The organism is Telluria sp. RT2P19 (assembly GCF_059685725.1).
This window is the reverse complement of sequence record NZ_JCASIL010000010.1, coordinates 165,264-185,324: the sequence shown is the minus strand read 5'-3', so window position 1 is coordinate 185,324 and position 20,061 is coordinate 165,264. Positions and strand designations below refer to the sequence as shown.

Annotated in this window: 19 protein-coding genes; 1 reads left to right on the top strand and 18 read right to left on the bottom strand. The window is 65.4% G+C overall.

The genetic code is table 11. The features are described from left to right. From hflX to ndk, 11 genes are all read right to left on the bottom strand, one after another. A complete protein-coding gene (gene hflX / locus AC56KW_RS14465) occupies positions 1-1,212 on the bottom strand; it encodes a GTPase HflX (protein WP_497171401.1) in 1,212 nt (403 codons plus the stop codon). A 32-nt stretch (positions 1,213-1,244) separates the two neighbouring features. Continuing rightward, the gene (gene hfq / locus AC56KW_RS14460; RefSeq protein ID WP_005666255.1) at positions 1,245-1,484 is read right to left on the bottom strand and encodes an RNA chaperone Hfq; all 240 of its coding nucleotides are present in this window, start codon (positions 1,482-1,484) and stop codon (positions 1,245-1,247) included. Positions 1,485-1,652: 168 nt separating this feature from the next. Further along, positions 1,653-2,990 carry a ribosome biogenesis GTPase Der gene (gene der / locus AC56KW_RS14455; RefSeq protein ID WP_497171380.1) on the bottom strand — a complete coding sequence of 446 codons (1,338 nt, stop codon included), beginning with the start codon at positions 2,988-2,990 and terminating at the stop codon, positions 1,653-1,655. Positions 2,991-2,998: 8 nt separating this feature from the next. Further along, positions 2,999-4,153 (bottom strand): outer membrane protein assembly factor BamB, encoded by a 1,155-nt coding sequence (gene bamB / locus AC56KW_RS14450; RefSeq protein WP_497171379.1) that lies wholly within the window; start codon positions 4,151-4,153, stop codon positions 2,999-3,001. 84 nt (positions 4,154-4,237) lie between these two features. Continuing rightward, positions 4,238-4,924: a YfgM family protein gene (locus AC56KW_RS14445; RefSeq protein ID WP_497171378.1), complete on the bottom strand. Its 687-nt coding sequence runs from the start codon at positions 4,922-4,924 to the stop codon at positions 4,238-4,240. Between the two features lie 47 nt (positions 4,925-4,971). Further along, entirely contained in the window at positions 4,972-6,315 is a 1,344-nt protein-coding gene (gene hisS, locus AC56KW_RS14440; RefSeq protein ID WP_497171377.1) for a histidine--tRNA ligase, read from the bottom strand. A gap of 103 nt (positions 6,316-6,418) precedes the next feature. Beyond that, complete coding sequence (gene ispG / locus AC56KW_RS14435; RefSeq protein ID WP_497171376.1) at positions 6,419-7,720, bottom strand: flavodoxin-dependent (E)-4-hydroxy-3-methylbut-2-enyl-diphosphate synthase; 1,302 nt, start codon at positions 7,718-7,720, stop codon at positions 6,419-6,421. Between the two features lie 22 nt (positions 7,721-7,742). Continuing rightward, the gene (locus AC56KW_RS14430; RefSeq protein ID WP_497171375.1) at positions 7,743-8,798 is read right to left on the bottom strand and encodes a RodZ domain-containing protein; all 1,056 of its coding nucleotides are present in this window, start codon (positions 8,796-8,798) and stop codon (positions 7,743-7,745) included. A gap of 45 nt (positions 8,799-8,843) precedes the next feature. Continuing rightward, on the bottom strand, positions 8,844-9,671 hold the full coding sequence (pilW, locus tag AC56KW_RS14425) for a type IV pilus biogenesis/stability protein PilW (RefSeq protein ID WP_497171374.1): 828 nt from the start codon (positions 9,669-9,671) through the stop codon (positions 8,844-8,846). After that, positions 9,671-10,840, bottom strand: coding sequence for a dual-specificity RNA methyltransferase RlmN (rlmN, locus tag AC56KW_RS14420; protein ID WP_292026604.1), 1,170 nt, complete (start codon positions 10,838-10,840; stop codon positions 9,671-9,673). The genes pilW and rlmN overlap by 1 nt, the downstream gene beginning before the upstream one ends. Positions 10,841-10,966: 126 nt before the next feature. Next, a complete protein-coding gene (ndk, locus tag AC56KW_RS14415; protein ID WP_123071979.1) occupies positions 10,967-11,392 on the bottom strand; it encodes a nucleoside-diphosphate kinase in 426 nt (141 codons plus the stop codon). Between the two features lie 266 nt (positions 11,393-11,658). On the opposite strand from ndk, the gene AC56KW_RS14410 reads away from it, so the two are divergent. Then, positions 11,659-12,345, top strand: coding sequence for a Bax inhibitor-1/YccA family protein (locus tag AC56KW_RS14410; RefSeq protein ID WP_497171373.1), 687 nt, complete (start codon positions 11,659-11,661; stop codon positions 12,343-12,345). A gap of 48 nt (positions 12,346-12,393) precedes the next feature. On the opposite strand, the gene AC56KW_RS14405 is transcribed toward AC56KW_RS14410, so the two are convergent. The 7 genes from AC56KW_RS14405 to AC56KW_RS14375 form a co-directional block, all read right to left on the bottom strand. After that, positions 12,394-13,998, bottom strand: coding sequence for a PQQ-dependent sugar dehydrogenase (locus tag AC56KW_RS14405; RefSeq protein WP_497171372.1), 1,605 nt, complete (start codon positions 13,996-13,998; stop codon positions 12,394-12,396). Then, positions 13,999-15,414 (bottom strand): 23S rRNA (uracil(1939)-C(5))-methyltransferase RlmD, encoded by a 1,416-nt coding sequence (rlmD, locus tag AC56KW_RS14400; RefSeq protein ID WP_497171371.1) that lies wholly within the window; start codon positions 15,412-15,414, stop codon positions 13,999-14,001. Positions 15,415-15,561: 147 nt separating this feature from the next. Beyond that, complete coding sequence (gene rpoS, locus AC56KW_RS14395) at positions 15,562-16,575, bottom strand: RNA polymerase sigma factor RpoS (RefSeq protein WP_497171370.1); 1,014 nt, start codon at positions 16,573-16,575, stop codon at positions 15,562-15,564. A 7-nt stretch (positions 16,576-16,582) separates the two neighbouring features. Further along, a complete protein-coding gene (locus AC56KW_RS14390; RefSeq protein WP_497171369.1) occupies positions 16,583-17,452 on the bottom strand; it encodes a peptidoglycan DD-metalloendopeptidase family protein in 870 nt (289 codons plus the stop codon). Between the two features lie 53 nt (positions 17,453-17,505). Further along, complete coding sequence (locus tag AC56KW_RS14385; RefSeq protein WP_497171368.1) at positions 17,506-18,363, bottom strand: protein-L-isoaspartate(D-aspartate) O-methyltransferase; 858 nt, start codon at positions 18,361-18,363, stop codon at positions 17,506-17,508. Continuing rightward, positions 18,360-19,109 carry a 5'/3'-nucleotidase SurE gene (gene surE / locus AC56KW_RS14380; protein ID WP_497171367.1) on the bottom strand — a complete coding sequence of 250 codons (750 nt, stop codon included), beginning with the start codon at positions 19,107-19,109 and terminating at the stop codon, positions 18,360-18,362. Before surE ends, AC56KW_RS14385 begins: the two co-directional genes overlap by 4 nt. A gap of 520 nt (positions 19,110-19,629) precedes the next feature. Continuing rightward, positions 19,630-20,061 carry a hypothetical protein gene (locus AC56KW_RS14375; protein WP_497171366.1) on the bottom strand — a complete coding sequence of 144 codons (432 nt, stop codon included), beginning with the start codon at positions 20,059-20,061 and terminating at the stop codon, positions 19,630-19,632.

Sequence of the window (20,061 nt, the reverse complement as noted above, 5' to 3'; positions counted from 1 at the left end):
CTAGTTGGGCCTGACATGGGTGGAAGTTAGCATATTGTCGGCAAGACCGCCGGGGTGCGCGTCCACCGACGCGTCATCCTCGACGAACCCGAAGGCTTGATCTTGCGCTTCGTTTTCTGGGTTGCTGTACCCGCCATCGCTCGGTGCGGACTTGGCCGCCTCGGCAATTGCCGAACGCAGCAGATCCAGGCCGGCGCCGCTGTGGGCACTGATGAAAACCCGGTTGATCTTATCATACTCATCACGCTCGACCCCAGGTTCCAGCCCGGCGGCGTCGATCTTGTTCCATACCAAAATTTGCGGAACATGATCTGCGCCAATCTCGCGCAAGACTTCATTGACCTGCTCGACCTGTTCCATGCGCGTCGGGGACGCACTGTCGACCACGTGCAGCAACAGGTCGGCATGGATGGTTTCTTCGAGCGTGGCGCGGAAAGCCGCCACCAGCTGGTGCGGCAGTTCGCGCACGAAGCCGACCGTGTCCGAAATGACGACACTGCCCACCTCGTCGTTCAGGTACATGCGGCGGCTGGTGGTGTCCAGGGTCGCGAACAGCTGGTTCGCCACGTAGACGCCGGCCTTGGTGAGCGTGTTGAACAGGGTCGATTTGCCGGCATTGGTATAGCCGACCAGCGATACCGAGAAGGTCTTGTTGCGGCCGCGCTGGCGGCGCTGGGTCTCGTGCTGCTTGCGCAGCTTGGCCAGGCGCGCGCGCAGCATCTTGACCCGCTCGCCGATCAGCCGGCGGTCGGTCTCGAGCTGGGTTTCACCGGGACCACGCAGGCCGATACCGCCTTTTTGACGTTCCAGGTGGGTCCAGCCGCGGATCAGGCGCGTGGCCAGGTGCTGCAACTGGGCCAGCTCGACCTGGAGTTTACCCTCGTGGCTCTTGGCGCGTTGCGCGAAGATGTCGAGGATCAGGCTGGTGCGGTCGATCACGCGCAGCTGCAGACGGCGCTCCAGGTTGCGCTGCTGGGCGGGTGAGAGAGCGTGGTTGAAGATGACGATCTCGGCGCCGAGGGCCTTGGCGTCGAGGGCGATTTCGTCGGCCTTGCCGCTGCCGACGAAATGCGCGGGGTCTGGGCTGCTGCGCTTCGCCGTGATCGTGGTGATCGGTTCGGCGCCGGCGGAGCGCGCAAGCAGGGACAGTTCTTCGAGGCTGGCGGCGAAGTCGCCAGTCCCGAAGTCGATGCCGACCAGCGCTGCGCGCAGGATGGGAGTGCCGGGGGCGTCAGCCATCGGCCTTACTCGGCTTCGTTGGAGTCGAGGTTAAGGTTGACGGCACGTGCCGGCACGACGGTGGAAATGGCATGCTTATAGACCATCTGGGTCACGGTATTACGAAGCAAAACGACGTATTGGTCGAAGGATTCGATATGGCCCTGGAGTTTGATACCGTTGACGAGGTAGATCGAGACAGGGACGTGTTCCTTGCGCAAGGCGTTGAGGAATGGGTCTTGTAACAGTTGCCCTTTGTTGCTCATAACAGCTCCGTAATGTTGTTGTAGTTAAAAGTTTGAGGCGATGTGCCGGTTTTCAAGTAGCTAGAGCCATATTCTGCCTAAGCGAATGCAGCCCTAAGCCTACTGTAACCTGTTTTGCGGCTTTTTGTCGTACTGCTAAGGTTAAGAACGACTTAACCTCGCAGCTGATCAGTCCTTGGCGAATGGGTTTTTACCGCTTCGCAATTCGATGCGCAGTGGCGTGCCGACCAGGCTGAACGTCTCGCGGAAATGCTTTTCCAGATACCGCTTGTACGGCTCGGTGATGCCCTCGAGGGCGTTACCGTGGATGACGATGATCGGTGGATTCTGACCGCCCTGGTGGGCATAGCGCATCTTCGGACGCGAGGTACCCTTACGCTTCGGCTCTTGCTTCTCGACTGCTTCCTGCAGCGCGCGCGTCAGGCGCGGCGTCGACAGGTTGGCGGTGGCGGCGGCATACGCCGCTTCGACCGACTTCATCAGCTGTGACACGCCGGTGCCGCGCAGCGCCGACACGAAGTGGGTCTTGGCGAAACTGAGGAAGTCCAGCTTGCGGTCGAGGTCGATCTTGACCTCGTCGCGCTCTTGCGTCTGCAGGCCGTCCCATTTATTGACAGCCACCACCAGCGCCCTGCCCGACTCCAGGATGAAGCCGGCGATGTGCGCGTCCTGCTCCGAGATATCCTGCTGGGCGTCGAGCAGCAGGATCACCACGTTGGCGTCCGAGATCGACTGCATGGTCTTGACCACCGAAAACTTCTCGATCGCTTCGAAAATCTTGCCGCGGCGGCGGATACCGGCGGTATCGATCAGCGTGAAGCGCTTGCCGTCGCGTTCGAACGGCACTTCGATCGAGTCCCGGGTCGTGCCCGGCATGTCGAAGGCGATCACGCGCTGCTCGCCGACCAGGGTGTTGATCAGGGTCGACTTGCCGACATTGGGACGGCCGACGATGGCGATCTTGAAGCCGTGGTCGGCCGGCTCGAGTTCTTCAGGCTCGTCCGGACGACCGGCGAAGGCCATGTCGAGCGCTTCATTGACCAGGTCGGTCACGCCGTCGCCATGGGCGGCGGAAATGACATAGGGGTCGCCCATGCCGAGTTCATAGAAGTCGGCGGTGACCGAGGTGTACTTCATGCCTTCCGACTTGTTCACCACCAGCATGACCTTGCGGCCGCTCTTGCGCAGGAAGTCGGTGATCGTCTTGTCGTGCGGGGTCAGGCCCTGGCGGCCGTCCACGATGAACACGACCACGTCGGCCTCGGCCACGGCCTGGCGCGTCTGCAGCGCCATTTCGTGCATGATGCCTTCTTTGGCGACCGGCTCGAAACCGCCCGTGTCGATGACCAGGAATGGCCGTTCGCCAATCCGGCCTTCGCCATAGTGGCGGTCGCGCGTCAGGCCAGGGAGGTCGGCCACCAGCGCGTCACGCGAACGGGTCAGGCGGTTAAATAAGGTCGATTTCCCGACGTTGGGACGACCTACGAGTGCGATTACCGGCTTCATGTTTTATTCTATTCGACCGCGATCGCGGTCACAGTTCCATTTTGTGTTTGAAAAATCAGGTTCGTGCCGGCCACCAGCGGCGTGCCCATGATCGGGCTGCCATCGGTCGCTGCGCGCGCCAGGAATGATCCGTCCTCGCGCGACAGGAAGTGCACATAGCCTTCATAGTCGCCGACCGCGACGGCGCGGCCATAGGACAGCGGGGTCGACAGGCGGCGGAATGCCAGCTTGTCGTTCTTCCAGCTGGAAGAACCCGTGTCGCGGGTGAAGGCATGCAGCGCCCCCTTGTCGTCCGGTGCGAACACGTACAGCTGGTCGACGGCGACGCCGGCGTCGGACGACAGGTCGCGCGTCCATTTGGCCGAGCCGGTCACCAGGTCGAAGCAGCCTACGCGCCCTTGATAGGACGCGGCGCACACCTCGTTCTCGAACAGCACCGGGGCGCCGCCGATATCGGTCACGCGCTCCAGCTCGGTGGCGCCGCGCGCGACGCCTACCTCGACGTCCCAGCGCGGCGCGCCGGTCGCCAGGATCAGCGACGACAGCTTGCCGCCCGGCTGGGCCACGATGACGTCGCCGCCGGCCACGATCATGCCCGGCGCATTGCGCAGCGTGAGCGGTGGCGCGACTTTTTGCACGGTCCACTTCTTGTTGCCATTGGCGGCGTCGATGCCGACGATGCGGTTGTCGATCGAGCGCGCCACGACGACGCCCTGCGACACGACCGGCGCCGACAGGATCTCGCTCGACAGCTGGCTGCTCCACAACTTCTTGCCGTCCATGTCGAAGGCCAGCAGCTGGCCCTTGTCGGCGCCGACGACGATCAGGTTGCCGTCGGTGCCGACGCCGGCGCTGAGTTCGGTATCGGCCTTGATGCGCCACAATTGCTTGCCGCTGGCGGCTTCGACCCGCGCAATGGCGCCGTCGGCGCCGGCCACGACCACGGTGTTACCGGTCAGCGCAGGCGAGAAGGTATAGCCGCGGGCCTTGCCGATATCAAGTTTCCATGCGGTACGCACGGCCATGCTGCCCTTCAGTTCGGCCAGCTTGGCCGGCTGGTCGCCTTTTTTTTCCGACGCGAACGGATTGAGCGAATTGAGGGTCGAGCAACCCGTCATCAGGGCCAATACGCCGACACCAACAAGCTTGCTGCAGATACGCATTTTTTTCTACCTTGTGCCAAGACTATAGAGGACGCATAGCCCGCGCCGCCGTCAGGCGTGCGCGGGCCATCTCATGCGCGAGTGTTACGCGGCTGCCTTTTGCTCGGCCGCTTTTTGTTCTTCCGGTTGCTTAGCCGCCGGCGCGGTGCCGCCGATCGCTTCCAGCTTGATCTGCACCAGCTGGCGGCCCGGCGCATTCTGGTCCATGGCCGCGATCGCCGCGACGTAGGCTTCGCGTGCTTCCTTGAGCTTGTTCTGCGCGACCAGCACGTCGCCCTTGCGATCGTTCACTTCGGCGCTGAACTGCGGCAGGAAGGCGCCGTTCAGGGTTTTCATGGCTTCATCGTGCGCCTTTTCGTCGAGCAGCACGCCGGCCAGGCGCAGCTTGGCGATCGACTTGTATTCGTCGTTGCCGTGCTCGGCCACCCACTGCAGCTGGGCCTTGGCGGTCTTCAGGTCGTTCGCTTCGAAGGCGGTCTTGGCCGCGGCCAGGGCTGCCATCGGCGCGTAGGCCGACGATTCATACTTGGCGCGAATGTCGCCCGCCACGCGCTGCACCTTGGCATTGTCGTTCGCCAGGAGCGAGGTCTGCAGCTCGTCATACAGCGCCGACGCCTCGACCGACTTGTTGCGCTGGTGGGTTTTCCAGTAATTCCAGCCGGCGTAGGAGCCGAGCGCCAGAATCAGGACCCAGATGATGATATTGCCGTACTGCGACCAGAACGCCTTGAAGGAATCAAGCTGTTCCTGTTCCTGGTGATCGTATGCCATATGCGTATTCTTGTAGTGAGTGGTTTGGTTGGGTGGCTAAGCCGGTGTTACGGGTGGTAGTGCACGTGATCGTGGTCGTGACCATGGTCGTGGCCGCCGACGATCTGGTCGACCAGGTAGTCGACCACTTCCTCGAACGGCACGCTGGCCTGCTGCTGCTCGCCCACTTCGCCGCGCATCGTTTTCACTTGCGCGGCATTGTTCGCGATCTCGTCCTGGCCGATGATGACGGCAAACGCCGCACCGCTGCCGTCGGCCTTCTTCATCTGGCTCTTGAAGCTGCCGGTGCCCGCTGAAGTTGCGCAATGTAACACAACATCCAGGCCGGCATCCCGAATCCGCTCGGCCAGGATGAAGGACTGCAGCTGCGCTTCCTCGCCCTGGTGGACCATGTAGACGTCGCACACGTTCGGCTCGGCCGGCTCGCCCAGACCCTTCATCAGCTCGATGATGCGTTCCATGCCCATCGCGAAACCGACCGCCGGGGTCGGCTTGCCGCCGAAGGTCTCGATCAGTGGATCGTAGCGCCCGCCGGCGCAGATGGTGCCCTGGGCGCCCAGCTCGTCGGTGACCCATTCGAACACGGTGCGGTTGTAGTAGTCCAGGCCGCGCACCAGGCGCGGGTTGACGGTGTACTGCACGGCGTTCTTGTCCAGCAGCGCCTTGACGCCGTTGAAGTGGGCCAGCGATTCCTCGCCCAGGTAGTCCAGCAGGCGCGGCGCGCCGTTGACCATCTCTTGCATGGCCGGGTTCTTGGTGTCCAGGATGCGCAGCGGGTTGCTGTGCAGGCGGCGCTTGGCTTCGGCGTCCAGGATGTCTTCGTGCTTCTCGAGGTAGACGATCAGGTCGGCGCGGTGGCGGTTGCGCTCCTCGGCGTTACCGATCGAATTGAGCTCGAGGCGTACGTTCTGCAGGCCCAGGTCATCCCACAGGCGGCGCGACATCAGGATCATCTCGGCGTCGATGTCCGGGCCCGAGAAACCGATCGCTTCGGCGCCGAACTGGAAGAACTGGCGGTAGCGGCCGCGCTGCGGACGCTCGTGGCGGAACATCGGGCCCTTGTACCACAGGCGGCGCGGGCCGTCGTAGACCAGGTTGTGCTCGAGCACGGCGCGCACGACGCTGGCCGTGCCTTCCGGACGCAGGGTCAGCTGGTCGCCGTTCATCGAATCTTCGAAGGAATACATTTCCTTCTCGACGATGTCGGTCACGGCGCCGATGGCGCGCGCGAACAGGCCCGTCTGCTCGACGATCGGGGTCACGATCTTCTGGTAGCCGTAGCTTTTCAGGATCGTTTCGGTGGTGTTCTCGAACAGCTCCCACAGCGCGGCGTCTTGCGGCAGGATGTCGTTCATGCCTTTGATGGCGACGATTTTTTCTGGTTTGGACATGATTGTTTGCTTTCTGTAGGGCGGACGGCTTTGCCGTCCACACGTTCAACCGGTGCTTGCGCTGCCGGGACGCGTGGACGGTGGAGCCGTCCGCCCCACGTCGTTATTCCGTTACCGATTCCCGGCTGTAATTCTTCTTCACATAATCGAGCACGATGGTCTTGAACTCATCGACGATGCGCTCGCCGCGCAGGGTCGCGAATTTCTGGCCATCGACGAACACCGGCGCGGCCGGCGACTCGCCGGTGCCCGGCAGGCTGATGCCGATATTCGCATGCTTCGATTCGCCCGGACCGTTGACGATGCAGCCCATCACGGCCACGTTCATCGCCTCCACGCCCGGATAGGTTTTCTTCCATTCAGGCATTTGCTCGCGCAAGAAGCTCTGGATATTGTCGGCCAGTTCCTGGAACACGGTCGAGGTGGTGCGGCCGCAGCCCGGGCAAGCGATCACCATCGGCGTGAACTTGCGCAGGCCCATGGTCTGCAGGATTTCCTGGCCGACCACGACTTCACGGGTGCGGTCGCCGCCTGGCTCCGGGGTCAGCGAGATGCGGATCGTGTCGCCAATGCCCTCTTGCAAGAGCACCGACAGGGCCGCGGTCGAGGCGACGATGCCCTTGCTGCCCATGCCGGCCTCGGTCAGGCCCAGGTGCAGCGGGTAGTCGCAGCGGCGCGCCAGTTCGCGGTAGACCGCGATCAGGTCCTGCACGCCCGACACCTTGCACGACAGGATGATCTTGTCGCGCGCCAGGCCGACTTCTTCGGCGCGCACGGCATTCTCGATCGCCGACGTGATCAGGGCTTCGTACATCACGGCCTGCGCGCTCCACGGATTGGCGCGGGCGGCGTTCTCGTCCATGATGCGCGCCAGCAGCGACTGGTCCAGGCTGCCCCAGTTGACGCCGATGCGCACCGGCTTGTCGTACTTGGCGGCGATCTCGATCATCTGTGCGAACTGGGTGTCGCGCTTGGCGCCTTGCCCCACATTGCCCGGATTGATGCGGTATTTCGACAGCGCCTGGGCGCACTCGGGATAGTCGCGCAGCAGCAGGTGGCCGTTGTAGTGGAAGTCGCCGACCAGCGGCACGTCGACTTCCATGCGGTCGAGCTGCGCGCGGATCGCCGGCACGGCGGCCGCCGCGGCCGGCGTATCGACCGTGATGCGCACGATCTCGGAACCGGCGCGCGCGAGGTCCTTGACCTGGATCGCGGTGCCGATCGCGTCGGCGGTATCGGTATTGGTCATCGACTGCACCACCACCGGGGCGTCGCCGCCCACCCACACCGTGCGGGCGCCGTGCGACACCGCCACCTTGCGGCTGGCGCGGCGCGCCAGCGGGCCGGAAGGGATGGCCGCGGCCGGCGTAGACTCTTGGATACAGGGTTCGTTCAACGAATTCATTTGGTTGGGTTCCAGCTTCAGCTTATTTCAGGGCCACGCGCGCGATGGTCTTGCCCGACTGCTGCGGCAGGGCGACCGCGGCGCCGCGCAGGGTTGCGCTCACGCCGCCCGGTGCGCCGACCACCAGGGTCGCGGGACCAGGCAGCTCGACCGACTCGGTACTGCCGGCTTTTACCAGGCGCGAGATCAGCGGACGTCCGCCGGCGCTGGGACGCACTTCGATCCAGGAATCCTCGCGCACGTTCAGCACCAGGGTGTTGGCGCCGGCGGCGGCCGGCACGGCCGTGACCTGCGCGGCGGTGTTCGCGACGACCGGCGCCAGGGTAGCGCCAGCCGCGGCGCTTGGCGCGCCTGCAGCCGGCGGCGTCGTGGTCGCCGGCGCGCCTGGCGCAGGTCGGGTGGTCGACGGCGCCGGAGCATTGCTTGCGGGGGCGGCGGGCTGCGTGCCTCCGGCAGCCGGCGCCGGTACCGAGATCAGCGGCACCGACGGATTGAGCAGGCCTTGCTGGGCGCCGTTGGCCGGCGCCGTGCCCGGCGCTACTGCACCAGGCGCGACAACGCCGGCGGCCGGGTTGTCGAGCACCGTGGCCTCGCCCGTCGCGCCATCGCGCTGCAGGCTCGGGATCAGGTCGAACTGCCAGGCCGCGACGGCGGCGCCGGCCGCCACCACGGCGGCGGCGATCCAGCCCAGCGGCAGCCGGTTGCGGCGGCCGGCGATCGGGAAGCGGGTCTGGGAGAACGTGGTCGGACGCTGCTCGCGGCGCGCGGCGGCGGCGCTGGACGTGGCGCCCGCCTGCGCTTCCGGCGGCATATTCAGTTCGATCATCGACACCAGCGGCGCGGCGTCGATCTTGAGCAGCTTGGCATAGACGCGCACGAAGCCGCGTGTCACGGCCGGGCTCGGCAGAGAGGCATAGTCGCCCGCTTCGAGCGCCACCACCTGGCGCGGGGCCAGCTTGAGCTGGTCCGCCACCTGTTCCACACTCCAGCCCAGCGCTTCGCGCTGGGATTGCAGGGTCTTGCCAGGAATACCGGGCTGGCCACCTGGCGTTGCGGGCTGATCTGCTTGCTCGTTCATTGTCCTCGTCCTTGTCTTGTACCTGCGCTTATGTTCGCGCTTGCTTCACTCATCGAAGGCGCCGCGTTCGAACGCCGCGTACTCGGGCGAACCGGGAAAGCGGCGCCGCAACTGGGCCGCCAGCGTCGCTTCGTGGGTGCGGTCGCCCAGCTTGCGCTGCACGCGCATGGCGAGCCAGAGCGCGTCGGCCGGCAACGTCTCGATCTTTGCCGTCTCGATCAGGCGGTTAACGAAAAAACCGGCGCGCTGCATGTCGCGCCGCTCGTAATAGACCCGCGCCAGGCCGGCATTCACGGCCGGCTGCGCCGGGTTCAGACGCAAGGCCTCGAGCAGGTAGCGCTCGGCCGCATCGATATTCCGGTTCTTGATGCTGCACGCGCCCGCATTGACCAGCGCGGACAGCGGTGTCTGGTAGGCGGGATTCTTGAGGGCGGCATCGAAATAGCCCAGCGCCTCGGCCGGCCTGTTCACCGACTGGCACAGGAAGGTGCCGTAGTTGTTGGCGAACTCGGGATTGCCCGGTTCGAGGCGCAGCGCGTGGCGATGGTTCTCGTCGGCCAGCGGGAACTGTCCCATCGAGGTATAGATCAGTGCGCGCAGGCCGTAGGCGTCGGCATAGCCGGGATCGGCCGCCAGCGCCTGCTTCACTTCGTCGAGGGCGATCTCGTATTTGCCTTCCTGGTAGTAGCCGACCGCCAGCTGGACCCGGATCGAGGCGCGCTTTTCGAGCGCGGTCTGGTCGGAAGCGGTCTTCAGTTCGCCGTCACGGGCCATATCGCCGCCTGCGCCAGTGCCGGCGCAGGCGGCCAGCAGCGCCAGGGTCGATGCGAACGCGAGCGCATTCGCGGCACGGGCGGTGACGGCGAAGTTCATCAGGTCGGGATCTCCACGATACGCCCGAAATCGGCGCCGAATTTCTTCTGGTATTCGGCCATCTTTTCCATGCGCTCTGCCACGCGGGTACGGTCCTTGACCTCGCCCGCCAGCTGGCCGCAGGCGGCGTCGATATCGTCGCCGCGCGTCTTGCGCACGGTGGTCACGATGCCGGCGTTCATCAGTACTTCGGCAAAGGCCTTGATCCGCGGGTTCTTGGAGCGGAACAGGCCCGACTCGGGGAACGGGTTGAAGGGAATCAGGTTGAACTTGCAGTTCACGCCGACCACCGGGTCGTTCACCAGCGCGATCAGTTCGCGCGCATGCTCGTCGCTATCGTTGAAACCGTCGAGCATGCAGTACTCGAAGGTGATGAAGTCGCGCGGCGCGAACTCCAGGTAGCGCTTGCAGGCGGCCATCAGCTCGCGCAGCGGATATTTTTTATTCAGCGGCACCAGGATGTCGCGCAGCGCATCGTTCGACGCGTGCAGCGACACGGCCATGGCGACCGGGACGTCTTGCGACAGCTTGTCGATATTCGGCACGACGCCCGAGGTCGACAGGGTCACGCGGCGGCGCGACAGGCCGTAGGCGTTATCGTCGAGCATCATTTTGAGCGCGGTGACGGTCGGTTCGTAGTTCAGCAGCGGCTCGCCCATGCCCATCATGACCACGTTGGTGATCTGGCGTTCGCCCTTGGGGCCGGGCTCGATGCCCTTGGTCCGGCGCAGCTCGAACTCGGCCATCCACAGCTGGCCGATGATCTCGGCCACCGTCAGGTTGCGGTTGAAGCCCTGTTTGCCGGTCGAGCAGAAGCGGCAGTTGACGGCGCAGCCCGCTTGCGTGGATATGCACAGCGTGCCGCGGTTTTCTTCCGGGATGAACACGGTCTCGACCGCGTTGCCGTTGCCGACGTCGACCAGCCATTTGCGGGTGCCGTCGCTGGCAGTCTTGTCGCTCACGATCGCAGGCGCGCGTACTTCGGCGCGGGTCTTGAGCTTTTCGCGCAGCGACTTGGCCAGGTCGGTCATGCTGTCAAAATCCGCCGCGCCGAACTGGTGGATCCAGCGTTGCAACTGCTTGGCGCGGAACGGTTTCTCACCCAAGTCGGCGCAGTAAGCGACGAGTTGCGCGGGATCAAAATCCAGCAGGTTGGTGAGAGTTGTCATGGTGTATTTCCTATATTCCTGAACCCGCTCGCGCCGGCCCGGTGGCCGCGGGCGAGCGGGTTACTCATTCAATTAGTCCGGGGGAATCGATCCGGGGAACGCCCGGACTGCGCTCCCCCTTGCTAATTAACGCGAGTAGACGTTCAGTGCCGGGAAGTAGTAAGCGATTTCCACAGCCGCGGTTTCGGCAGCGTCCGAACCGTGAACGGCGTTGGCGTCGATCGAGTCGGCGAAATCGGCGCGGATGGTGCCGGCGTCGGCTTTCTTCGGATCGGTAGCGCCCATCAGGTCGCGGTTTTTCAGGATCGCGCCTTCGCCTTCGAGCACCTGGATCATCACCGGACCCGAGATCATGAAGTCGACCAGGTCCTTGAAGAACGGACGTGCAGCGTGCACTGCGTAGAAACCTTCGGCTTCAGCGCGCGACAGTTGCACCATGCGTGCAGCGACGACCTTCAGGCCGGCTTCTTCGAAGCGGCTGTAGATTTTGCCGATCACGTTTTTTGCGACTGCGTCCGGCTTGATGATGGACAGGGTGCGTTCGATTGCCATGAGAAACTCCAATAAATAAAAGGTTATGAACTGAGAAATTCGTTTGAACTTTGGGACTCAATCAACCTTTAATTTTACCATACCTGCCCCAGATATCCGATATTGCGGTAGTGGCAAGCATGGTGTTACAGTGGCGGCAAAAGTCCGTCCAGTTCCTGCGTGTTCTTCATCTTCAGTTAAGGAAGTTGACATAGGATAGTTGTGACGTACCTTGCAAGCGCGCGTGTATGCTTGCCCGTACCATTCATCGAACCGGAGGCACCGATATGTATCCTAGTACCCAACAGCAAAGTACCATCGACCTGACCACAGGTGGCCAGGCCTCGCGTAACAAAGTGTTACGCAACACGTATTGGCTGCTGGCGCTGTCGATGATCCCGACCGTCCTGGGCGCCGTTGCCGGCATGTCGTTCGGCATCGCCTTCACCGGCATCATGGGCTTCGTGATCTTCCTGGCAGTCGCCTTCGGCTTCATGTGGGCCATCGAGAAGAACAAGGATTCCGGCCTGGGCGTCGCCCTGCTGCTCGGCTTCACCTTCTTCATGGGCATGATGCTGGCCCCGTTGCTGACCCACACGCTCAATTACGCCAACGGCGCCAGCCTGATCATGACGGCGTTCGGCGGTACCGCGGTCGTGTTCGCCGTGATGGCCAGCATCGCCACCACCACCAAGCGCGATTTCTCGGGCATGGGCAGCTGGCTGATGGCCGGCGTGGTGGTGCTGCTGCTGGCGATCGTGGCCAACATCTTCCTGCAGATGTCGGTGCTGTCGATCGTGATCTCGGTCCTGGCGATCGGCATCTTCTCGGCCTTCATCCTGTATGACGTGCAGCGCATCGTCAACGGCGGCGAAACCAACTACGTCACCGCCACCCTGTCGATCTACCTGAACGTGTTCAACATCTTCAGCAGCCTGCTGCGCCTGCTGGGCATCGTGGGCGGCGACGACTGATCAGTGTCGCTTTCGAACATGAACCGGCCTGCGGGCCGGTTTTTTCGTTTACGGCGGCGTTGACGATGGGGTCAGGCGCAGCAGGCTGGCGTCAGTCCCGTCGGTCAGGACATAGATCGCGCCATCCGGGCCGACCCTGACGTCGCGCATGCGCGCGCCCAGCTCGGCCAACAGCGTCTGCTGGCCGACGATCTCGCCCCCGTCGCGCAGCACGCGGTGGACCGCCCGTCCGCGCAGCGCCGGCACCAGCAGATCGCCGCGCCAGCCGGGAAACAGCACGCCGTCATAGACCGCCAGGCCGGCCGGCGCGATCGACGGCGTCCATTCCAGCAGCGGCGCCTCGAAGCCGGCCAGCCGGCTGAACGGCGTGACGCGGCCGAATGGATAATCGATGCCGGCCGTGACCAGCGGCCAGCCGTAATTCCTGCCCGCCACGATACGGTTGATCTCGTCGCCACCGCGCGCGCCGTGTTCCGTCAGCAGAAGCTCGCCGGTGGCCAGATCGACGGCGATGCCCTGCGGATTTCGATGGCCGAGGCTGTACAGCGCCGGCGCGGCGCCGGGACGGTCCAGGAACGGGTTGTCGGGCGGCGCCTTGCCGTCGCGGTCGAGCCTGACCACGCTGCCCAGGTGACTGGCGACGTTCTGCGCCTCTTCGCGCTGCCAGTTGCCGTCGCCGATCGTCATTGCCAGCGTGCCGTCGGGCAGGAAGGCAATGCGGCCGCCGTTGTTGCCGACGCGGGGCTTGGGCGTGGAGCTGAACAGGATCCGGACATCCTCGAGCCGCTCACCCGCCAGCCGGGCACGCACCAGGCGCGTGCCGTTGGCGCCCTCTTCGCCATGGCCCATCGTCAGGTACAGCAGGCGATTACGCTCGAAATCGGGATCGAGGGCGACGTCCATCAGGCCGCTGGCGCCGCCGCGCTGGAACACGGGCGGCAGGCCATCCGTCGCGATCGGCGTGCTGGCGCCATCGGCGGCGACGGCGAGCAGGCGCCCTTTCAGCTCGGTCACGAGCATGCGTCCATCCGGCAGGAAGGCCAGCGACCAGGGCCAGTCGAGCCCGGTTGCAACAGCCTGGACGCGGTAGCTGGCCGGATCGACCGCTTCGAGCTTTCCAGCCGCGCCGGGTGATGTGATGAGGAACAATGCCACCGGCGTCAGCGCCAGCAGCGCCACCCCCAGGATCTGGCGCCGCGGATCGGCAAGCCGCCGGTCCGGCGAGCTCATGTGAGCGTAGACCAGGCCGCCGGCGATCCCGCTCGTCGCCATCAAGGCATGGCCGAGATGGCCGCGGGTCGCGGCAATGGCCGGCATCGGAATAACGTTGAGCATCAACCAGAATGCCGTCCACAGGCCGGCAACCGCGGCCACGACGAACAGCGGCGCGCGGCGCGCCGGCCTGGCGACGCGCTCGATCACGTGCGCGGCCAGCATGGCGGGCAGCAACGCGGCCAGGGCGATCCCGGCCATGACCGGGCCGAAACCCGCCAGGTCCTGCAGCGTGGTCCGGGCGCGCAACCCTGGCGTGACCGTGGCGCCGAGCGCGGTCAGTGCGCCGAGATTGACGTGGGTCTGGACCAGGCTGGCGACCATGCCGGTCGCGACGGCGGCGGCCAGCAAGGCTGCCGCGTAGCGACCGGGCCGCTTCAATCAGGCCGCCGCGTCGGCCGTGGCCGGCACGTTGGCCGGCACATAGGCGGCGCCATCGGACTCCGGCGCGGGCTTGGCGCCGAGCTCGAACACGCCGATCGATTCGACGTGCGAAGTATGCGGGAACATGTTCACCACGCCTGCCTTCTTCATCACATAGCCGGCCTTGTGCACCAGGATGCCGGCGTCGCGCGCCAGGGTCGACGGACTGCACGAGACATAGACGATGCGCTGCGGCATTAAATCCTCGTGGGTTTCACGCAGTTCGGCCAGCGCCACCGCCAGCGCCATGGCGCCGTCGCGTGGCGGGTCGATCAGCATGCGGTCGAATTTACCGAGCGCCACCAGGTCGTCCCTGGTGACTTCGAACAGGTTGCGGGTCGAGAACGACGTTTTGTCGGCCAGGCCGTTGGCCCTGGCATTGTCCAGCGCACGCGTGGTCAGCGCCGTGCTGCCCTCGATGCCGACCACTTCGCGCGCCTGGGTCGCCAGCGGCAGGGTGAAGTTGCCGAGGCCGCAGAACAGGTCGGCCACGCGGTCGTCTTTCTGCACCTCGAGCAAGCGCAGCGCCTTGGCCACCAGCACCCGGTTGATGTGGTGGTTCACCTGGGTGAAGTCGGTCGGCTTGAACGGCATGCGGATGCCGAACTCGGGCAGCGTGTAGTACAGCTCCTTGCCGAGCGGGTAGAACGGATGGGCGGTGTCCGGGCCCTTCGGCTGCAGCCACCACTGGATGCCCCACTGGTCGGCGAAGGCCTTGAGCAGGGTTTCGTCGGCCGGCGCCAAGGGCGCCATGATGCGCAGCACCAGCACCGTGGTCTCTTCGCCGATCGCCACCTCGATCTGCGGCAACTGGTTGTAGATCGACAGGGCGCCGATCAGCTCGCGCAGCGGCACCAGCAGGCGCGCGACATGGTCGGGCAGGATCTCGCAAGTGGTGATGTCGGCCACAAACGACGAGGCGCGCTCGTGGAAGCCGACCAGTATGCCGCCCTTCTTCGCCACGTGGCGCACCGACAGGCGCGCGCGGTAGCGGTAATCCCAGGTCGGACCATACATCGGGCGCATGATCATCTCGGCTTTTACTTTCCCCAGGTGCCACAGGTTATCTTCCAGCACACGGCCCTTCATCGCCACCTGCGCGCCCGGTTCCAGGTGCTGCATCGAACAGCCGCCGCAGTAGCCGAAATGCTGGCACTTCGGCTCGACCCGCATCGACGAGGCGCGCTGCATGGTCAGCATGCGGCCCGCTTCCCAGTTCTTCTTCTTGCGGGTGGTCTCGAAACTGACGCGCTCGCCTGGCAGCGCGCCTTCGACGAAGATCACCTTGCCCGGCGAACCGTCTTCGTTCTCGAGGTGGCCAACGCCGCGCCCGTCCATGTCGAGGGATTTGATGTCGATGAAGATTTCTTGCATGGTCTGAGGAAAGTGGAGTGAGGGCCGGGAGCTGTCCCTGGCCGGCGGCGCACGCGTCGATGGCCGCGCATAAATGAAAAATGGCCGAAAAGGCCCGGCGGGCATGATAGCAAGGAATCGCAGTGGGCGCTACAGGAGGAATTGTCGTTACAACAACGAATCGCGCACCACGCCCCGCGCCGCCATGGCGCGCTTGAGCTTGACCAGCGCCTCTTGCTGGATCTGGCGCACGCGCTCGCGCGTCACACCCATTTCTTCGGCCAGGGTTTCGAGGGTGGCCGGATCATCGTTATCCAGGCCGAAGCGGCGGGTGACGACCAGGCGCTGCTTGTCGGGCAGGCGGGTCAGCCAGTCGCGCACCAGCAGCGCCACTTCTTGCTGCTCGGCGTGGGCGTCGGGACTGCCCTCGCCGTCGTCGGGCAGCATGTCCATCAGGCTCGACTGGGGATCGTTGTCGAGCGGCGCGTCGAGCGACGCGGCGTGCTCGGACAGGGTCAGTATGTCTTGCACTTCCTCGACCGGGCGGCCGACCAGGCTGGCGATGTCTTCGTTCGAGGCTTCCTTGCCGTCGTGTTTTTGCGCTTCGAGGTGGTATTTGGCGCGCAGCACGCCGTTCAGTTCGCGCACCATGTGCACCGGCAGGCGCACCGTGCGCGCCTGGTTCATGATGGCGCGCTCGATGCTCTGGCGGATCCACCAGGTGGCGTAGGTCGAGAAACGGAACCCGCGTTCGGGCTCGAACTTGTCGATGGCGCGCATCAGGCCGATATTGCCCTCCTCGATCAGGTCGAGCAGGACCACGCCGCGGTTGATGTAGTGCTTGGCGATCGAGACGACCAGGCGCAGGTTATGCTCGATCATCTTCTGGCGCGCGCCGAAGTCGCCGGCCTTGGCCAGGGTGGCGAAGTGGACTTCCTCGGGCGGCGAGAGCAGCGCCCTGGCGCCGATCTGGTTCAGGTAGTGCTGGGTGGTGTCGGTCGCGAGCTCGGCCTGCAAGACCTTGCGCAGCTCGTCGACCGTGCCGGCGCCGGCGTTGCCGGGCGGGACATCGTGGCCGTCGGCGCCGTCGCCGCGGCCATCGGCATGCACGCGCTCGCTTTCCGGTTCGTCCGGAAACTCGTCCGTATCCTCCTGGTCCAGCGAGTGCGGCGGCTGCGTCATACCGTTCCTAACGAACGGGCAAGAACCTCGTCGGGTCGACCGGCTTGCCCTGCTGACGAATCTCGAAGTGCAACTTGACCGTGTCGGCGTCGGAATCGCCCATTTCGGCGATCACCTGGCCACGGCTCACGTTGTCGCCTTCCTTGACGACGATCCGGCGATTGTGGGCATAGGCCGACAACAAGCTGTTGCTGTGCTTGACGATGACGAGATTACCATAACCGCGGATGCCGCTGCCAGCATACATTACCTTGCCCGAGCCGGCGGCGACCACCGGCTGGCCCAGCTTGCCGGCGATGTCCAGCCCCTTGTTGCGGCCATCGTCGAAGGTGGCGATGACGCGGCCCTCGGAGGGCCACATCCAGCTCAGGCGGGCTTCGTCGCTGGCGGCGGCAGTCGCCGGCGGCGTGACGGCGGGAGTGGTGGTGGCCGGAGGCGGCGTGGTGGTGGCCACCTTGCCTTCGTTGTACGGGGTCTTGTCGGCGCGCGGCTCGGTCTTGCGCGGCACGCTGGCGGCCGGCGGCATCGGCACCGGCTGGGTCTGTACATTGGCGCTGCGCTCGCCTTCCGGCTGGCTCACCCGCAGTACCTGGCCGACCTTGATGTCGTCCGGGTTGGCCAGGTTGTTCCAGGTTACCAGGTCGCGGTAGTTCTGGCCGAAGTCCAGCGCGATGCGCAGCAGGGTGTCGCCCTTGCGCACGGTGTACATGCCGCGCTCATCGTGTTTCGGCGCTTCTTCCACGCGCGCCGGCGCCGGACGGGTCGGGGCGGCGGTGACGGGACGCTCGACGACCGGCGCCTGGCGGGTGGTGGTGGAACAACCGGCCACGAGGCCGATGAAGATCGTCAGGAGGGCTAAACGCGGTGCTTGTGTCATTGGCATTCTATTGTCTTGTCGGCGTACGGCGGGCCTGGCGGCCCTCTAGGGTTTCAGATGGTACCGGGGCGCAGCGGCACGAAATGGCACGCTTCCAGCGTTTCGCTGGTCCATTCGGATTTGCCGGTGCGGGTGATACGGTGCAGGTGCTGCACCTGGGCGCCGACCGGCGCCACGAGGTGCGCGCCGATGGCGAGCTGCTCGAGCAGGGCCCGCGGCACCTCGAGCCCGGCGGCGGCGAGGATGATGCCATCGAAAGGCGCAGCCTGCGGCAAGCCTAGCATACCATCGCCATACTGCAAACGCAGGTTCGATAGCCGCAGCGGGCGCAGGTTCGTCTTCGCGAGCTCGTGCAGGGGCTTGATGCGCTCGATCGAGTACACGTCCTTCGCGACGAAGGACAGGACCGCGGCCTGGTAGCCGCAGCCGGTGCCGATCTCGAGCACTTTTCCCAAGGTTCCGCCGGCACGCATCGCTTCGATCATGCGCGCGACGATATAAGGCTGGGAAATCGTCTGGTGATGGCCGATCGGCAGCGAGGCGTCGACATACGCCTGGCCGGACAGCGCCGGTTCGATGAACAGGTGGCGCGGCACGACTTCCATCGCCGACAACACCTTCGGATCGCTCACGCCCTGGCGCGCGACGCGCGCCACCATCGCCCGGCGCACCGCCTCGGTCGCCGCGAGGTCGGAGCGCTGGGCCGCCGGGGCGCTGCTCGCGGCCTGGACATAGCCGGGTGCGCGCGGCGCCGGGGCCGGCATTGGTGGCGCCTTGGCGCCGCCCTGGCTGCTGGCCGCGTTGCGGGTGGCGGTCTGCGGCGTCTGGAATGGCGCCGGGGCGCCGGGTTTGCGCGCGCTGCTCGTCACCGACGACAGCGGCAGCGGGAAATTCGGACGCACGTCCTTCATGCCAGGCCTCCCGCCAGCAGGGCCAGCTGGGTCTTGTGGGTCAGGTCGATCTGCAGGGGCGTGACCGAGACCCGCCCTGCCGACGTCGCGTGGAAGTCGGTGCCTTCTCCCGCGTCGCGGCACGCGCCGGGGGCGCCGATCCAGAAGATCTCGCGACCGCGCGGATCCTGGGCCCGGATCACCGGCTCGGCCTGGTGGCGGCGTCCGAGGCGGGTCGGCGTCAGCGGGCCGATGTCCTCATAGGGCAGGTTCGGGATGTTCACGTTCAGCAAGAAGGGCTTGGGCAGCATGTCGAAGCCGCCGGCGGCGAAGCGCTCGACGATGTCGCGCGCGACACGGGCGGCGGAATCGACGTGCGCCCAACCACCATTGACCTGCGAAAAGGCGATCGCCGGCAAGCCGAACAGGTAGGCTTCGGTCGCGGCGGCGACGGTGCCGGAGTACAGTGTGTCATCACCCATGTTCTGACCGTTGTTGATGCCGGAAACCACCAGGTCGGGTGGCGCATCGGACATGCCGGTCAGGGCGATGTGCACGCAGTCGGTCGGCGTGCCATTGGTGAAATAGAAACCGTTCGACGATTTATAGACCGATAACGGCCGGTCGAGGGTCAGCGAATTCGACGCGCCCGAACGGTTGCTGTCGGGCGCCACGACGACGAGCTCGGCGATCGGCGCGAGCGCGTCCGCGAGCGCCTGCAGTCCGGGCGCCAGATAGCCATCGTCGTTACTGATCAAGATTCGCATGGCGCAGATTTTACCTGAAGCAACGGCTGTATCGACGCCCATCCCGCGAAATTCGTGACCAGATTTCACAATCCGGTACGATGGGTGGCGCGTCTGCCAACCGTGCGGCGATCCGGCGACAGTTATCTGCACAAGACGACAAGATGCTTGGCAGCAAGGAAATCTTGTTGCGCAATCACGTCGGTCGCCGGTCGTGCATCAGCGCCTGCAGCCGGTACGTGCCGGCCAAGATCGCTCCCTACACATGGTGCGAGGCGCATTCGTGGCGACTGGTCGACATCCGACCGCGACCATTGCTTCGTGCCGGACTTCGGCCCATGCGCCAGGCGGACGGATTCTGCGCGCGCACTGGACAAGCGGAGGTTCCCGCCGCTGCGCAGCAGGAGGCGGGTGACCCGCCCGCGCGGTGATGGCTCAAGTCGACCACCCGACCACTCGCATCGCCGTCATCCGACCGTGTAGACGATCCGCCCAGCCCACGCTCATCCAGCCAAGGGGCCGCTTTTCAGGACGCCGCCGCTCAACGCAAGGCCGTCGGATTGTCGCGCGCCGCGTCGATCAGCGCGCCTTCGGGCAGGAAGACCTCGTCCTGCGTGAACGACAGCAATGCATCCTTGTCGCCCTCTTGCATGCAGGTCTGCTTGATCATCGCGGCCCCGCGCCGGCGCAAGGAATGCGCGGCGCTCGGCTCGAGCACCGAGGTCCGCAGGCTGTCGGCCAGCGCCCTCGCCTCGCCCGGGCTGCTGCCGTCGATCAGGTTCTGCAGTTCGGAGCCGGCGCCTCGGGATCCCAGTCGATCACCAGCACCGGCGTCTCGAATTCGCGCTCCGCCAGCTGCAGCGCCAGCGCCGCCGGCACGGCATTGCGCGCCGCGCCGCCCTCGCAGGCATGGAAACACGTGACCGCGCCGGGGCAGCGCCAGCGGCGGGAGCGGAATACCTTGTTGGTCCAT

What these genes read in the sequence shown, in the direction of transcription:
- AC56KW_RS14430 (WP_497171375.1), bottom strand. Translation starts at nt 8,798, where the DNA reads ATGAACGAGCAAGCAGATCAGCCCGCAACGCCAGGTGGCCAGCCCGGT.
- hisS (WP_497171377.1), bottom strand. Translation starts at nt 6,315, where the DNA reads ATGTCCAAACCAGAAAAAATCGTCGCCATCAAAGGCATGAACGACATC.
- ispG (WP_497171376.1), bottom strand. Translation starts at nt 7,720, where the DNA reads ATGAATTCGTTGAACGAACCCTGTATCCAAGAGTCTACGCCGGCCGCG.
- surE (WP_497171367.1), bottom strand. Translation starts at nt 19,109, where the DNA reads ATGCGAATCTTGATCAGTAACGACGATGGCTATCTGGCGCCCGGACTG.
- AC56KW_RS14390 (WP_497171369.1), bottom strand. Translation starts at nt 17,452, where the DNA reads ATGACACAAGCACCGCGTTTAGCCCTCCTGACGATCTTCATCGGCCTC.
- rlmN (WP_292026604.1), bottom strand. Translation starts at nt 10,840, where the DNA reads ATGACAACTCTCACCAACCTGCTGGATTTTGATCCCGCGCAACTCGTC.
- pilW (WP_497171374.1), bottom strand. Translation starts at nt 9,671, where the DNA reads ATGAACTTCGCCGTCACCGCCCGTGCCGCGAATGCGCTCGCGTTCGCA.
- AC56KW_RS14375 (WP_497171366.1), bottom strand. Translation starts at nt 20,061, where the DNA reads ATGGACCAACAAGGTATTCCGCTCCCGCCGCTGGCGCTGCCCCGGCGC.
- AC56KW_RS14410 (WP_497171373.1), top strand. Translation starts at nt 11,659, where the DNA reads ATGTATCCTAGTACCCAACAGCAAAGTACCATCGACCTGACCACAGGT.
- rlmD (WP_497171371.1), bottom strand. Translation starts at nt 15,414, where the DNA reads ATGCAAGAAATCTTCATCGACATCAAATCCCTCGACATGGACGGGCGC.
- AC56KW_RS14445 (WP_497171378.1), bottom strand. Translation starts at nt 4,924, where the DNA reads ATGGCATACGATCACCAGGAACAGGAACAGCTTGATTCCTTCAAGGCG.
- rpoS (WP_497171370.1), bottom strand. Translation starts at nt 16,575, where the DNA reads ATGACGCAGCCGCCGCACTCGCTGGACCAGGAGGATACGGACGAGTTT.
- bamB (WP_497171379.1), bottom strand. Translation starts at nt 4,153, where the DNA reads ATGCGTATCTGCAGCAAGCTTGTTGGTGTCGGCGTATTGGCCCTGATG.
- ndk (WP_123071979.1), bottom strand. Translation starts at nt 11,392, where the DNA reads ATGGCAATCGAACGCACCCTGTCCATCATCAAGCCGGACGCAGTCGCA.
- der (WP_497171380.1), bottom strand. Translation starts at nt 2,990, where the DNA reads ATGAAGCCGGTAATCGCACTCGTAGGTCGTCCCAACGTCGGGAAATCG.
- hfq (WP_005666255.1), bottom strand. Translation starts at nt 1,484, where the DNA reads ATGAGCAACAAAGGGCAACTGTTACAAGACCCATTCCTCAACGCCTTG.
- AC56KW_RS14385 (WP_497171368.1), bottom strand. Translation starts at nt 18,363, where the DNA reads ATGAAGGACGTGCGTCCGAATTTCCCGCTGCCGCTGTCGTCGGTGACG.